Source organism: Actinokineospora sp., from assembly GCF_050699995.1.
Taxonomy (GTDB): domain Bacteria; phylum Actinomycetota; class Actinomycetes; order Mycobacteriales; family Pseudonocardiaceae; genus Actinokineospora.
Map to the genome: position 1 here is coordinate 1 of NZ_JBOHGC010000264.1, position 14,001 is coordinate 14,001.

Below are 14,001 nucleotides of genomic sequence, written 5' to 3' on the forward strand. Positions count from 1 at the left end.
CTTAGAGGTCGATGGCGACGTCGCCGACGGGAACGGAGACACACAGCTGGATCTCTTCGTCCGGATCGGTGGACAGCGCGCCGTTGCGCACGTCGCGGACGCACCCCTCGGTCTTCACGCGGGTGCAGGAAAAGCAGATGCCCATGCGGCAGCCGTGCTCGGGCTTGAGTCCGGCGGCCTCGGCCTGCTCCAACAGCGTCGAGCCGGAGTTGGGGGCGGTTCGGTTGCTGCGGGCGAACGTCACGTCGCCGGTCGCGTCGGCCGCGTCGACGGTGATCGGCGCGGGCGCGAAGTCCTCGGTGTGCAGCCGGTCGCTGACGCCGAGGTCGGCGAAGACGTCGCGGACGCCCCTCATGAGCCCGGGCGGTCCGCACAGGTAGGTCTGCGCCTCGGCGAACCAGGGCGCGGCCTTGCGCAGGTGGGTCTCGTCGAAGAAGCCTTCGAGGTCGCCATCCGCGGCGTCGGTGTAGGCGAGGACGAGCTTGTCCGCCGCGAGGTCGCGCAGCTGCTCCAGGCACGGCACGTCGGCCTCGGTGTAGGCGTAGTGCAGGAAGGTGACGGTGCCCGGGTAGTCCTCGTCGCTCAGGGTGCGCAGCATCGACAGCACCGGGGTGATGCCGCTGCCGCCGCTGATGAGCAGGATCTTGTCCGGGCGCTCGGTCGGCAGGGTGAAGTCGCCTTCGGCCTGCGAGAGCCCGAGAATGAGACCCGGCCGCGCGTTGGCGTGCAGCCAGCGGGAGACGAGGCCGTTCTCGTGCGCCTTGACGGTCAGCTCGAAGTGGCCGTCGCGGTGCTGGGAGGTGGCGGGGGAGTAGCAGCGGGTGCGGCGCACGCCGTCGATGTCGACCGACACCCGGACGTACTGGCCCGCGCTGAAGCCGCGCCAACGACGGGTCGGGCGGATGGTCTGCGTGACCGTGTCGCGGGTGGTTCGGTGAACACTTGTCACCTCACCGCGCAGCTCCCGGATGGTCAGCATCGGGTGGATCAGTTCGAGGTACCGGTCGACGCCATGCGGCGTGGCCAGGGCCTCCAGGAACCTCAGCCCAGTGGTGAGCACCACGACCTCCTTTTTGGGTGTACATGCGTACACTCAAAAGTCCAGCGCGGCGGAGCGTTGTTGTCAACGCGGATCGGATGTGACGGTGAACACCCGTACTCTCAAACTCGTGGCAGTGGACGCGGGCGGCACCCGCCAGGAACGCAAGCAGCGCACCAGACAGGCACTGCTGGACGCGGCGCTGGGGGCGCAGCAAAGCTTGGCGAGCCTGAGCCTGCGCGAGGTCACCCGCGAGGTCGGCATCGTGCCCACGGCCTTCTATCGGCACTTCACCTCCATGGACGAGCTGGGCGTGGAGCTGGTCGAGGAAGCCATGCGCCCCCTGCGCGCCATGCTGCGCGACGCCCGCAAGCGCCCGGCGGGCGACGCGATCCGCGGGTCGGTCGACATCCTGGTCAACCAGGTCGGCAAACACGGCCCTCACTTCCGCTTCCTGCTCCGGGAGCGCCACGGCGACGTGCCGTCGGTGCGTCGGGCGATCGCGGCGGAACTGCGGCTGCTGGGCAGTGAGTTGGCGGTCGACCTCGGTCGGTTCCCCGGCCTGGCCGACTGGTCGGCGGAGGACCTGCGCATGGGCGCGGACCTCATGGTCGGCGCCATGATGTCGATCGTGACGGCGCTGTTGGAGGTCGGGGACCACCCGGACGACCGGGTGCACGTCGTGTCGGTGGCCGAGGGCCAGCTACGCCTGATCGTCCTGGGCATGGCCGCCTGGCGGGGCGAGGCGGCCGGCTCCACCCGATAGTGTCTAGCGGCTTGACGCTTGTGTTGTCTACTGGCTAGACATTACCCTTGTGAAAGCGCGTGAGATAAATCGGCGGATTGAGCGGCTCGGTGGCGAGGTCGTGCGGCAGACAGGGTCCCATCGACGCTATGTTGCGGTGTATCTCGACTCGGAAGGGGTTGAGCGCAAGGTGTTTACGATCGTCGCTCAGCACCCGGGAGACATTCCAATCGGGACGCTGCGAGCCATCGGGCGAGACATGACACCTGCGTTCGGATTGGGGTGGCTGGGATGAATCACGTCGAACCCGTCTACCGGGTCGTGGTGACCCGTGAGGATGATCATTGGCTGGCTGACGTGCCGGACTTGGCGGGCGCACATACGTTTGCCCGCACGCTTCCGGCCCTCGACCAGGCTGTCCGGGAAGTCGTGGTGCTCGCGGCCGACCGGCCCGACGAGGATATGCCCACGCTGGAGTTGGCGTTCGAATATCACACTGGAGACCAGGTGCTGGATGCAGTGGCCGCCGAGGTCCGTGTCCTGCGCGAGCAGGCCGAAGTGGCAAAGCACGCGGCGGTTGAACGTACCCATGACGCAGCCGTCCAACTCGTGAACGAATTCGGCCTGTCCGTGCGCGACGCCGCGGCCATCCTGGGTATCAGCCCGCAACGCGTATCTCAGCTCACTGCGCCGAGAGCGAGCTGAGGCGCGCTGGTCCCGGCCGTGCTCAGGCCACTTTGGACAGTCGGTGGACCTCCCAGCCGACGACGAAGTGGAATCCGATGAGCGCGAAGATGTCGTCGATGCTCACCAAGCTCGATCTCAACAACCGCACCCAGATCGCGCTCCTCGCCCACGACGCCGGACTGACGAGCTGTGGACTAGATCAAATGATCTGCCAGCACGCAGGAGTCGTAGACGACGAAGGTCACTCGTAGAGACCCATTTCCTCGGTGAGAGCCGCCAACTTGTCGGCCGCCTCCCGTCGGCGCTGATCGTCCCGGCGGAGATACCTGAGTAGTGAGTCCGCGCGTACTCGCCGATGCTTGCCGACGAGCCGGTGTTCGATCTCGCCCGCTTCCAGCAGGCCGATCAGGTATGGCCGGGACACGTTCAGCAGGTCGGCGGCTTGCTGGGTGGTGAGTTCGGCGTGGGCGGGAACCACGGAGACGCCGCGACCCGCAGCCATGTGTGCGAGCACGGTTGCGAGAAGTTCGACGGCCGCGCGCGGGAGGATCAACTCTTCGTCATCCTCTTGAACGACCACTCGCACGGTGTGCGCGGGGTCCGGGTGCCGTGCGAGGTACGCGGTCACGTGTTCCAAGGCGGTGTCCGCCGTGGTCACGTCCCGCTCGCTCGGCTGCGCTGAGTCCAGTGTCGCCATCCCCATCAGGACCACCTCCTAAACGAAGTATCCGCAACAAACGCAACAAACGCAAGCGGATCTGGAGGGCTCTAGCGGACTGACTTCAGGAATCGGATGAGGTCGGGCAAGCCGGGGGCGAGGAGCTCTGGCCCCGGGTTCTTGCTGTCCCGCAAGGCATCGAGCGAGCTACGGACTTCGACACAGGAGGCCTCATTGTCGCTACGGCTGCTCTTTCGCCAGCTCATGGGTGGCCTCCAGGTCGGCGATTGCGGCCATGATCAATATCGCTGATTCTTCCTCGCTCAGCGCGGCATCGTCAAGGCCGTTCGTCGCTCGCCGAAACTCGGCTATTTCGCCGCTGTCGTAAAGGAATGCCGATGATCGGTGGTGTTCGAAGAACAAGATCGAAGGAGTCTTGGCGAAGTCGTAGAGCAGGAACGGTCCGGTCAAGCCGACGTGCCAGCCGTGCCCGATCGGCACGATCCGTACGTGGACATTCGGTAGTCGGGATACGGTCAGCAAGTGATCGAGCTGGTCGATCATGACGGTCCGTCCGCCGATAACCTGTCGGATTCCAGGCTCGCCGATGAATGCGAATAGGTTCGCCGGCGCTGGTCGGCGCTCACGGAGCACCAGTTGCCGTTCAATTCGCGCACCAACTCGCCGGTCGATCTCCTCGGGAGGGCGATGCGGGTTGCTGGCCATAATCGCCCGGATGTAGGCAGGCATTTGCAGCAGCCCGCTGATCAACCATGGCGTCCATTCGGTGATTTCGGTGGCGGCCCTCTCACACTCGATGAGTCCCGTGAGCTGGTTCGACACGCCTGGGCCTACCGCCAGCCAATTCGGGTCGGCGGCGTTGTGGGCCAACTCCAGGATGTCCGCGCGCTTGCGGCCCGTCACCCTGATCACCGCCAGCAGCGCCGACACACTGTCCGGACTCGGCACCCGCCGCCCGTTCACCCACTGCGACACCGTTGTATGCGACAGCCCCAACACTCGCGCGACTTCCCGCACCCCGAACCCGGACCCCTCCATCTCCCGTCGCAAAGCAGCGGCCAGCGCGCGCGTGCGGGGCGTGCCGCCGGTATCCGTCATGGTTCGACGCTACTGATCATCGCTGGTCAGGCGCATCACCCGATCAGATGTTCGATCTTCCTTGCGGTTCGGGGGTGTGACCGGGTCGGCTTCTCCGGTGAGCAGATTGTTCGAGTGGCAAGCGTCGTCCGGCGGCCTGCACGCCATCCCGAGTACCGAGCATTCGTCGTTCCCGCCGCTGCCCGGTGCCGAGTACACGACGCTGTGCGGTCTGGAGATCGTCTTGGTCGCCGACGACTTTCGGCGCCGGGTGAACCGGCCGATGTGCGGCGAGTGCTGTTCGACCTGGGTCCGCCGCATTTCGCCGCCCAAGGTCGTTCGACGGTGAGCGCTGACCTCGACCAGGTCGACCTCGCCAAGAACCTGGTGGCGCTCGCCAAGGTCCTCGATGACGTGATCCTGCGGAAACTGCGTGAGTATGCGGCCGGTCTTATCACCGAATGGTCGACGCCCGAGAAAGCCGATGACCTCGCCGCGGTTCTCGAAGAGACCGCCCGTCAAGTCCGATTGTGCCGCCCGAATCATCAGCCGCGTGGCTCTCACCTGGAACGACCCTAAAATGGTACAACTGTACTGTGACCGCCAACACAATCGTAGGCGTCCCGAGGGAATCCGCCGCGGGTGAGCGCCGGGTGGCTCTTGTGCCCAAAGTCGTCGAGCGGCTGAAGGCCAAAGGTTTGGACGTGGTTGTCGAACCGGGTGCTGGTTCGGCCGCCCTGATTCCGGATGACTCCTATGTCAGGGCAGGTGCGGCGCTCGGGGACCCGTGGTCGGCCGATGTCGTCGTGAAGGTCGCCAAACCCAGTCGGGAAGAAATCGGGCGGCTCACCTCGGGGGCCGTGCTCATCGGGTTTCTCGCGCCGCTCACCGATCCCGAGGGGATCCGGGCGCTGGCGGACGCGGGGGTCACCGGTTTCGCCATGGAAGCGGTTCCGCGCATCTCGCGGGCGCAGAGCATGGACGCGTTGTCCTCGCAGGCCAACGTCTCGGGCTACCGGGCCGCGATGCTCGCCGCCGAGCACCTCACGCGGTTCTTCCCCATGCTGACCACCGCCGCGGGCACGGTTCCGCCCGCCAAGGTGCTGGTGCTCGGCGCCGGTGTCGCGGGGCTGCAGGCGCTGGCCACGGCTCGACGGCTCGGGGCGCACACGACCGGATACGACGTGCGGCCGGAGGTGGCGGAGCAGGTCCGGTCTGTCGGCTCGCAGTGGCTGGACCTCGGCATTGAGGCCGCGGGCACCGGCGGGTACGCCAGGGCGTTGACCGACGCGGAGCGCGCTGAGCAGCAGCGGCAGCTTGAACAGGCGATCGGCGGGTTCGACGCCGTCATCACGACCGCGCTGGTGCCCGGGCGGACCGCGCCGACGCTGGTGACCGCTGAGGCGGTGAAGGGCATGCGGCCGGGCAGTGTCGTGGTCGACCTCGCAGGCGAGTCGGGCGGCAACTGCGAGCTGACCGAGCCAGGCGCGGTGATCGTCGTGCACGACGTGACCATCGCGGCGCCGCTCAACTTGCCCGCGACGATGCCGGAACACGCCAGCGAGCTCTACGCGCGCAATGTCCAGGCGCTGTTGGAACTGCTGGTCGACGCCGACGGCGCGTTGGCCATGGACTTCGGCGACGAGGTCGTCGCCGGGGCGTGCGTGACCAGGAAGGAGCCCTGATGCTGGTGCAGAACCTGGCGGTGCTCGTGCTCGCGGGCTTCGTCGGCTTCGCGGTGATCTCCAAGGTGCCCAACACCTTGCACACGCCGCTGATGTCAGGGACCAACGCCATCCACGGAATCGTCCTGCTGGGCGGGCTGATCGTGCTCGGCCTCGGCGTCGACACGGTGCTCGACAAGATCCTGCTGGTGATCGCGATCGCGTTCGGCACGATCAACGTCGTCGGCGGGTTCCTTGTGACGGACCGGATGCTGGCCATGTTCAAGGCCAAGGACCGTCCAGAGAGGACTGAGAAGTGAACCGCGACGTCCTCGTCCAGGTCCTCTACGTCGTCGCGTTCGCACTGTTCATCTATGGCCTGATGGGGCTCACCGGCCCTCGCACGGCGGTGCGTGGCAACTGGATCGCCGCCGTGGGTATGGGAATCGCGGTCATCGCGACGCTGCTGATCCCGGGCATGGGCAACTGGGCGCTGATCGCCCTCGGTGTCGTGACCGGCACGGTCATCGGCGTGCCCGCGGCGAAGCGGGTGAAGATGACGGCGGTGCCGCAGATGGTGGCGCTGTTCAACGGTGTCGGCGGCGGCGCGGTCGCGCTGATCGCGTGGGTGGAGTTCCGGCAGAGCGCGGGATTCGACCACGAACCGGTGTACGTCACGGTGGCGAGCCTGTTCGCGGCGATCGTGGGTTCGGTGTCGTTCTGGGGTTCCACCATCGCGTTCGGCAAGCTGCAGGAACTGCTGTCCGGGCGGCCGATCGGGATCGGGAAGCTGCAGCAGCCGCTGAACTTGGTGCTGCTGCTGGCATCGGTGACGTGCGCGACGCTGGTGGTGACCGGCAACGGGTCGCAGTGGCTGATGGGCGGCGTGCTCGTCTCGGCGGCGGTGCTCGGTGTGATGGTCGTGCTGCCCATCGGCGGCGCGGACATGCCGGTAGTCATCTCCCTGCTCAACGCCCTCACCGGCCTCAGCGCCGCCGCGATGGGGCTGGCGCTCGACAACACCGCGCTGATCGTCGCGGGCATGATCGTCGGCGCGTCCGGTTCGATCCTGACCAACCTCATGGCCAAGGCGATGAACCGCTCAATCCCGGCGATCGTCGCGGGCGGCTTCGGTGGCGGCGGCGGAACCGGCACGGCGCTGACCGGCGACCAGACCGTGCGCCGCACGAGCGCGTCGGACGCGGCGATCCAGATGGCGTTCGCCAACCAGGTGATCATCGTCCCCGGCTACGGCATGGCCGTGGCGCAGGCCCAGCACGCCGTGCGCGAGATGGCGGACATGTTGGAGTCCAAGGGGGTCTCGGTCTACTACGCGATCCACCCGGTGGCGGGTCGCATGCCCGGCCACATGAACGTGCTGCTCGCCGAGGCCGATGTGCCTTACGACCGGCTCAGGGAAATGGACGAGATCAACCGCGAGTTCAGCCGCACCGACGTCGCGATGGTGATCGGCGCGAACGACGTCACCAACCCGGCGGCCCGCACCGACCAGGACTCCCCGATCTACGGCATGCCCATCCTCAACGTCGACGAAAGCCGCTCGGTCATCGTCCTCAAGCGCGGTATGGCGCCGGGCTTCGCCGGCGTGGACAACGCGCTGTACTTCGACCCGAAGACAACAATGCTGTTCGGCGACGCCAAAGCATCGGTGGCTGACGTCACCGAGGAACTGAAGGCTCTCTGACGCGGACCCAGGGCAGCGTCATCAGCGCCCACACCACGATCACGAGGACCAGTTCCCACACCACGTACCAAGGCCACGGTCCCAGCACGTCCAACAGCGAGTCCACCGTCGGCTTCGAGTTGAGGAATCCGTAGTTCGACCCCACCACCGCGTTGAACACCAGCATCGTCGCCGCCCACGCCACGGTCACCGCGACCGCCAGTCGGTACCCCCGCCAGTCCGGCCGCATCCGCCTGCCCCAGGTCAGGTAGATCGCCGCCCACACCACCAGCAGGTGCACCGCCCAGAACCCGAGGAACGACACGTCCGGGAAGTCCGGGCCGCGCAGGGCAGGGGAGACCAGGGCCTGCACGCTCAGCGTCAGCCCCCAGTAATAGGTCAGGGTGAACGCCCACCGCCGGTGCGACCACAGCGCGTACGCCGTCACGTATCCCGCGAAGTCGGACAGCTGCAGCGGCAGTGAGTGGTCAAGCGCGAACCTCGACGGCGCCATCGAGTACAGCTGGATCGACAGCTGCACGCCCAGCACCAGCACCGCCAGGACGCGGCTTGGTCCCAACCCAGGGTGGGCGCGACCGAGCCAGACGAACCCGATGGCGCCCACGGCGAACAGGGCGAGCACGACCCAGTGCGATGGGCCATAGGCCGTGAAGTCCCGCTCGGCGAGCGCCACGACCACTCACGCTACCCGGACTGTCAGTGCCTTGAGCTGAACCAGGGCTGGTGCAGGTCGAGGTACTTGACGTCCTGCATCAGCGACATCTCCTCCTCGAACATCTTCCGGGCCTCCTCGGGCAGTTCCTTGGCCTCGTTCTTGCGGGCCTCGTCCTCGGAGGTGAACGCCACCGTCTCGGTGAAGAAGCCGTCCTCGTCCACGGCCAGGGTCGCGCCGAGGAGGTCCGGGCGGTATTGGGAGATCATCTTCGCGCTCTGCTCGACGATGGAGCGCGCCCTGTCGCGGTCGGTGATCCGGCCTTGGATGACCTGCACGAAGCCTGCTCTGTCCGAGCCGCCGTCGAGCAGCAGGGTGACGTCGTCGCAGTCGTGGAAGGTGACCTCGCCGTCGAAGCAGCTTTCCATTCCCGCCCACCACTGCGACTGCTCAGGGCGGTCGCTGTTGCGCTGGGCCGCTTCACGCGACTCGAACCGGACCGCGGCGACCATCATCCCGTCGTCGGTGACGCCGTAGGTGCCGCCGAGCCAGCCTTCCGCCCCCGGAGCGAGGTCGGTCTGCCAGCGGTCCAGTGCGGCCTTCGCGGCGTCGGTGTCGCGAACCCTGCCTTGGATGATCTGCATGAACATGTGTTGCTCCTCTCGGGCAGACTTCACGCTACGACCGCGACGGTCCACAGTCGACCGGGCAAAAGACCCGAGAAATGACTAGCGTGGCGAGGTCGGGGGCGACACGGACACCTCGGAGGGCGCGAGATGACTGATTGGGTGTTCGACTTCGTCCAGGGCGACAAGGACAGCAAGGACCTGCTCGGCGGCAAGGGCGCGAACCTCGCCGAGATGACCCGGCTCGGCCTGCCCGTTCCGCCCGGTTTCACCATCACCACCGAGGCCTGCCGCGCCTACCTCGCCGACGGCGTCGAGCCGTCGGCCCTGCGGGTGCAGGTGACGATGGCGCTGCGCAGGCTGGAGAACCAGCTCGGCCGACGCCTGGGCGACGTGGTCGACCCGCTGCTGGTCAGCGTGCGGTCCGGGGCCAAGTTCTCCATGCCCGGCATGATGGAGACCGTCCTCAACGTCGGCCTCAACGACTACTCCGTCGCGGGCCTGGCCGAGGCGGCGAACGACGAGCGCTTCGCCTGGGACTCCTACCGCAGGCTCCTTCAGATGTTCGGCCGCACAGTCCTCGGCGTCGACCCGGAGGTGTTCGACCACGCGTTCTCCTCGCTCAAGGACGGGCGCGCCGACACCGACCTGTCCGCCGACGACCTCAAGGAAGCGGTCCAGCGGTTCAAAGACCTGATCGTCGAGCGCACCGGCCGCGAATTCCCGCAGGACCCGCGCGAGCAACTCGACATGTCCATGCGCGCGGTCTTCGACTCGTGGAACACCCCGCGTGCCCGCGTCTACCGCCGCCGCGAACGCATCCCGCACGACCTGGGCACCGCGGTCAACGTCTGCGCCATGGTGTTCGGCAACCTGGGCGACACCTCCGGCACCGGTGTCTGCTTCACCCGCGACCCCGCCTCCGGCCGCACCGGCGTCTACGGCGACTACCTGCCCAACGCCCAAGGCGAGGACGTCGTCGCGGGCATCCGAACCCCGCTGGCCCTCGACGAGTTCGACAAGCTCGACCCGACGTCCTCGCAGCAGCTGCGCACCGCCATGCGCAGGTTGGAGACCCATTACCGCGACCTGTGCGACATCGAGTTCACCGTCGAGCGCGGCAAGCTGTGGCTGCTGCAGACCCGCGTCGGCAAGCGCACCCCGGCCGCCGCGTTCCGCATCGCCGCCCAGCTCGTCGACGAGCAGCTGATCACCCTGGACGAGGCGCTGTCGCGGGTCACCGGCCAGCAGTTCGTGCAGCTCATGTTCCCCCAGTTCGACCCGAAGGCGCCCCGCGAGCTGGTGACGACCGGGCTGGCCGCCTCGCCGGGCGCCGCGGCCGGTCGCGCGGTGTTCGACGCGGCCGCCGCCGTCGAATGGGCCGCCCGGGGGGAGTCGGTGATCCTGGTCCGCCGGGAGACCAACCCCGACGACCTCGAAGGCATGATCGCCGCCGCCGGCGTCCTCACGGCGCGGGGCGGGAAGACCTCGCACGCGGCCGTGGTCGCGCGCGGCATGGGCCGCACCTGCGTCTGCGGGGCAGAGGAACTCGACGTCGACCCGGTGGCGCGCAAGGCCAGGGCCGGTCAGCTCTCGTTCGCAGAGGGCGACCGGATCGCCATCGACGGGAGCACGGGCGCGGTGTTCCTCGGCGAGGTCCCGGTGGTCGACTCGCCCGTGTCGCGCTATCTGGCGGAAGGCCTCGAGGTGGCCCTGAGCGAGACCGACGAGGAGACCGCGGAGCTGGTGCGCGCGGTCGACCGTCTCCTGACCCACGCCGACGAGGTGCGCAGGCTCAAGGTCCGCGCCAACGCCGACAGCGGCGAGGACGCCCGGCGGGCGCGAGCCCTTGGCGCGGAAGGGATCGGGCTCTGCCGCACCGAGCACATGTTCCTCGGCGACCGGCGCGGGCTGATCGAGAAGGTCATCCTCGCCGAGACGGCCGACGAGCGCGACGCCGCGCTGAGCATGCTGCTTCCGGTGCAGCGCGCCGACTTCCTGGAGTTGCTGACCGAGATGGCGGGCCTGCCGGTCACCATCCGACTGCTTGACCCGCCGCTGCACGAGTTCCTGCCCGACCGCGCGGACCTGCTCGTGAAGGTCGCGCGGGCGGAGGAACGCGGCGAGTCGTCGGCGGTCGACACCAAGCTGCTGTCCGCCGTGGAGCGGCTGCACGAGTCGAACCCGATGCTCGGCCTGCGCGGCGTGCGGCTGGGGTTGGTCGTGCCGGGCCTGTTCACACTGCAGGTGCGCGCGGTTGCGGAGGCGACAGCGGAACTGCGGGCCAAGGGCGTCGAGGCCTGCCCGGAGATCATGGTCCCGCTGGTCGGCAGCGCGATGGAGTTGCACCTGATCCGCCAGGAGGTCGTCGAGGTCCTCGCCGAGGTGGCCGCCGAACACGGGATCGAGCTGAGCTTCCCGATCGGCACGATGATCGAACTGCCGAGGGCCGCGCTGACCGCCGACCGGATCGCCGAGGAAGCCGAGTTCTTCTCCTTCGGCACCAACGACCTCACCCAGACCACCTGGGGCTTCTCCCGCGACGACGTCGAGGCCGCGTTCTTCGCGACCTACCTCGACAAGGGCGTCTTCACCGTCTCCCCGTTCGAGACCCTCGACGAGATCGGGGTCGGCCAGCTGATCGAGATCGCCGTGGAACGCGGCCGGGGCAAGCGACCCGAACTGCACCTGGGCGTGTGCGGCGAACACGGCGGTGACCCCGCGTCCGTCCACTTCTTCCACCACGTCGGCTTGGACTACGTGTCCTGCTCCCCATTCCGGGTACCCGTCGCGCGGCTGGAGGCCGGCAGGGCGGCGATCGGGAGCGCGACGGGCTGAGCGGCGTCACGGCGGCCGGGAATCAGCGATGAGAGAGGTGGGCCGGGCTGATCGGGCGGAGGGACACCATGGCAGGTGAGGGACACCGCTCGTCCGGGCGTGCTGTTCCCCCAGCGGAGCCGCACGGCACCGTCCCCCGCCCCCGCCTGGACGACCTGCTCGCCGAGGGCACCCGCAGGCGGCTGGTCACGGTCGTGGCCGACGCCGGGTTCGGCAAGTCCACTCTGCTCGCTTCGTGGGCCGCCCGGAACGCCTGCGCCTGGTACACCGTCACCGCCGAAGACCGCACGCTCGCCGCGATGGTCACCGGCCTGCTCGACGCGCTGCGGCTGCGGGTGCCCGCGCTGTCCTCGGCCATCGCCGGGGTCATTGACGCCCCGCGCGGGCCGGACGCCGACGCCGAGCAGCCGATGCGCGCCCTGGCCTACGCCGCCGCCCTGGCCGAGGCCTTGGAGCGGCATCTGACCGACGACCTGGTCCTGGTGCTCGACGACGTGCAGGAACTCGGGCCGGACGACCCGGCCGCCACCCTGGTCGAAGGCCTGATCCGGGCGGGCCCGCCGTCGCTGCACCTCGTCCTCGCGTCCCGGTCGCGGATGCCGTTCCGGATCGAGCGGCTGCGTGGGCGCGGCCAGGTGCTGGAGATCGACGCCGCGACCCTCGCGTTCACCGCCGAGGAGACCGAGGAAGCCCTCCGCACCGTCCTGGGTGAGCCGGCGCCCGACCTCGCGGCGATGGTCCACGACGCCGTGCGCGGCTGGCCCGCCGCGGCGAGGCTGGCGGGGGAGGCCTTGCGCCCGGTGGCACCCGCGGACCGGGAGGGCCGCCTGCGCCGCGCGCTGCGCCCCGGCGGGCCGGTGTTCGGCTACCTGGCTGAGGAGATCTTCGCCAACGAGTCCGACCGGGTCCGGCACCTCATCGCCACGGTCGCCGGACTGCCCTGGTTCTCGGCGGACCTGTGCGCCGCACTCGGGACAACCGACGCCGAAGACCTGATCGACTCGCTGGAGACCCGCGGATTCCTCGTCGCGGGCGGGGACGCCGACCGCTACCAGCTCAACCCGCTGATCCGCGAGTTCGCGCTGACCCGGATGCCGCTCGACCCGGTCGACCGGCTCGCCGCCGTCCTCGACGCGGGCCGCTTCTTCGCGGAGACCGGCGACTACCGCGAGGCCCTGGGCTGCCTGCGCACCGGCGGCGACTCGACCTCGGTGAGTGACCTGCTCAGGGCCCACGGGCACGCGATGATCGCGGGCGGCGACGCCGAAGCGGTCGTCGACGCGATCGCCGCGATCGAGCCTGCCGGCCGCGACGGCGTCCTCGACCAGCTCGACGGCGAGGCACGGCAAGTCCTCGGCGACTGGGTCGGCGCGCAGGCGTCGTTCGAGCGGATCATCGGCGACGAAGGGCCGGTCGCGGTCGGCCTCGCCTGGCGGATGGGCCTGATCCACCACCTGCGCGGCCACCTCGACGAGGCCATCGCCACCTACCGCCGCGGCACGATCGACGGCTCCGAGCCGCGCGAGGAAGCGCTGCTGCGGGCGTGGTGGGCCAGCGCCCACTGGCTGCGCGGCGAGATCGACGACTGCAGGCAGCTCTCCGCCGCCGCGCTGTCCGCGGCCCACGCCGCGCACGACGACCGCGCGCTCGCCGCCGCGCACACCGTGCTGGCCATGCTCGCCGCCCTCGACAGCGACCCACGCGCCAACGCGGCGCACTACCTGCGCGCCCTCGACCACGCCGAGCGCGCGGGCGACGTCCTGCAGTCCATCCGGATCCGGGTCAACCGCAGCTCCCACCACATCGCCGAAGCCCAGTACACGCAGGGGATCAGCGAGCTCGACGTGGCGATCCGGCTGGCCGACCTGGCCGGGTTCGCCGCGTTCCGCGCGCTGGCGCTCAACAATCGCGGCGAGGCGCTGCTCGGCCTCGGCAGGCTCGACGAGGCACGGGCCGAACTGGAGGCCTCCCGGCTGCTCTACCAGCGGCTGGAGTCCAAGCTCGTCGCCCACCCGCTGACCGGCCTCGGTGAGGTCTACCGGCAGCGCGGCGACCTGGCGATGGCCCGCGCCTGCTACGAGGAGGCCATCTCGATGTCAGGAGAGACCCGCGACATGCAGTCGCTGGTGCCCTCGCTGGCCGGACTCGCCAGGGTGCTCATCGAGGAGCAGCCCGACCGCGCCACCGAACTGGTCGAGCTGGCCCGCCGGGCCGTCTCCTATGGACCGGTCCTGGGCCAGTCGGCCGCGCTGCTCTCACTGGGCTGGGTCTCGCTGCACCGCGGGCACC

16 protein-coding genes are annotated in these 14,001 nt (G+C 69.0%); 10 read left to right on the forward strand and 6 right to left on the reverse strand.

The features are described 5' to 3' along the window. Position 1: 1 nt before the first annotated feature. The gene (locus ACRDSQ_RS13515; RefSeq protein ID WP_431421371.1) at positions 2-1,063 is read right to left on the reverse strand and encodes a ferredoxin reductase; all 1,062 of its coding nucleotides are present in this window, start codon (positions 1,061-1,063) and stop codon (positions 2-4) included. An 82-nt stretch (positions 1,064-1,145) separates the two neighbouring features. Here ACRDSQ_RS13515 and ACRDSQ_RS13520 point away from each other — a divergent pair, with 82 nt between their 5' ends. The 3 genes from ACRDSQ_RS13520 to ACRDSQ_RS13530 are packed head-to-tail and all read left to right on the forward strand — an operon-like array spanning position 1,146 to position 2,489. Then, positions 1,146-1,805 carry a TetR family transcriptional regulator gene (locus tag ACRDSQ_RS13520; protein ID WP_431421373.1) on the forward strand — a complete coding sequence of 220 codons (660 nt, stop codon included), beginning with the start codon at positions 1,146-1,148 and terminating at the stop codon, positions 1,803-1,805. Positions 1,806-1,854: 49 nt separating this feature from the next. Then, entirely contained in the window at positions 1,855-2,079 is a 225-nt protein-coding gene (locus ACRDSQ_RS13525) for a type II toxin-antitoxin system HicA family toxin (RefSeq protein WP_431421374.1), read from the forward strand. Beyond that, a complete protein-coding gene (locus tag ACRDSQ_RS13530; protein WP_431421375.1) occupies positions 2,076-2,489 on the forward strand; it encodes a hypothetical protein in 414 nt (137 codons plus the stop codon). The genes ACRDSQ_RS13525 and ACRDSQ_RS13530 overlap by 4 nt, the downstream gene beginning before the upstream one ends. A gap of 223 nt (positions 2,490-2,712) precedes the next feature. Here the strand turns inward: ACRDSQ_RS13530 and ACRDSQ_RS13535 are convergent, their stop codons facing one another. From ACRDSQ_RS13535 to ACRDSQ_RS13545, 3 genes are all read right to left on the reverse strand, one after another. Further along, complete coding sequence (locus tag ACRDSQ_RS13535; RefSeq protein ID WP_431421376.1) at positions 2,713-3,174, reverse strand: helix-turn-helix domain-containing protein; 462 nt, start codon at positions 3,172-3,174, stop codon at positions 2,713-2,715. A 65-nt stretch (positions 3,175-3,239) separates the two neighbouring features. After that, on the reverse strand, positions 3,240-3,395 hold the full coding sequence (locus ACRDSQ_RS13540; protein WP_431421377.1) for a DUF397 domain-containing protein: 156 nt from the start codon (positions 3,393-3,395) through the stop codon (positions 3,240-3,242). Continuing rightward, entirely contained in the window at positions 3,370-4,248 is an 879-nt protein-coding gene (locus ACRDSQ_RS13545; RefSeq protein WP_431421379.1) for a helix-turn-helix domain-containing protein, read from the reverse strand. Before ACRDSQ_RS13545 ends, ACRDSQ_RS13540 begins: the two co-directional genes overlap by 26 nt. 97 nt (positions 4,249-4,345) lie before the next feature. Here ACRDSQ_RS13545 and ACRDSQ_RS13550 point away from each other — a divergent pair, with 97 nt between their 5' ends. The 5 genes from ACRDSQ_RS13550 to ACRDSQ_RS13570 all read left to right on the forward strand — a co-directional run bounded on the left by ACRDSQ_RS13550 (position 4,346) and on the right by ACRDSQ_RS13570 (position 7,596). Continuing rightward, on the forward strand, positions 4,346-4,576 hold the full coding sequence (locus ACRDSQ_RS13550; RefSeq protein WP_431421381.1) for a zinc finger protein: 231 nt from the start codon (positions 4,346-4,348) through the stop codon (positions 4,574-4,576). Beyond that, a complete protein-coding gene (locus ACRDSQ_RS13555) occupies positions 4,573-4,806 on the forward strand; it encodes a hypothetical protein (RefSeq protein WP_431421383.1) in 234 nt (77 codons plus the stop codon). Before ACRDSQ_RS13550 ends, ACRDSQ_RS13555 begins: the two co-directional genes overlap by 4 nt. A gap of 17 nt (positions 4,807-4,823) precedes the next feature. Beyond that, positions 4,824-5,912, forward strand: coding sequence for a Re/Si-specific NAD(P)(+) transhydrogenase subunit alpha (locus tag ACRDSQ_RS13560; RefSeq protein WP_431421384.1), 1,089 nt, complete (start codon positions 4,824-4,826; stop codon positions 5,910-5,912). Beyond that, a complete protein-coding gene (locus tag ACRDSQ_RS13565) occupies positions 5,912-6,211 on the forward strand; it encodes an NAD(P) transhydrogenase subunit alpha (RefSeq protein ID WP_431421385.1) in 300 nt (99 codons plus the stop codon). Before ACRDSQ_RS13560 ends, ACRDSQ_RS13565 begins: the two co-directional genes overlap by 1 nt. Positions 6,212-6,273: 62 nt before the next feature. Then, positions 6,274-7,596 (forward strand): NAD(P)(+) transhydrogenase (Re/Si-specific) subunit beta, encoded by a 1,323-nt coding sequence (locus ACRDSQ_RS13570; RefSeq protein ID WP_431421392.1) that lies wholly within the window; start codon positions 6,274-6,276, stop codon positions 7,594-7,596. Here ACRDSQ_RS13570 and ACRDSQ_RS13575 read toward each other — a convergent pair. Together ACRDSQ_RS13575 and ACRDSQ_RS13580 are read right to left on the reverse strand one after the other, a co-directional pair. Then, entirely contained in the window at positions 7,571-8,269 is a 699-nt protein-coding gene (locus ACRDSQ_RS13575) for a TIGR02206 family membrane protein (protein WP_431421387.1), read from the reverse strand. The genes ACRDSQ_RS13570 and ACRDSQ_RS13575 overlap by 26 nt on opposite strands. Before the next feature lie 23 nt (positions 8,270-8,292). Beyond that, positions 8,293-8,898, reverse strand: coding sequence for a hypothetical protein (locus tag ACRDSQ_RS13580; RefSeq protein ID WP_431421388.1), 606 nt, complete (start codon positions 8,896-8,898; stop codon positions 8,293-8,295). A gap of 126 nt (positions 8,899-9,024) precedes the next feature. Here ACRDSQ_RS13580 and ppdK point away from each other — a divergent pair, with 126 nt between their 5' ends. Together ppdK and ACRDSQ_RS13590 are read left to right on the forward strand one after the other, a co-directional pair. Beyond that, entirely contained in the window at positions 9,025-11,712 is a 2,688-nt protein-coding gene (gene ppdK, locus ACRDSQ_RS13585) for a pyruvate, phosphate dikinase (RefSeq protein WP_431421389.1), read from the forward strand. 68 nt (positions 11,713-11,780) lie between these two features. Then, on the forward strand, positions 11,781-14,001 hold a 2,221-nt coding region (locus tag ACRDSQ_RS13590; RefSeq protein WP_431421390.1), incomplete at its 3' end, for a tetratricopeptide repeat protein.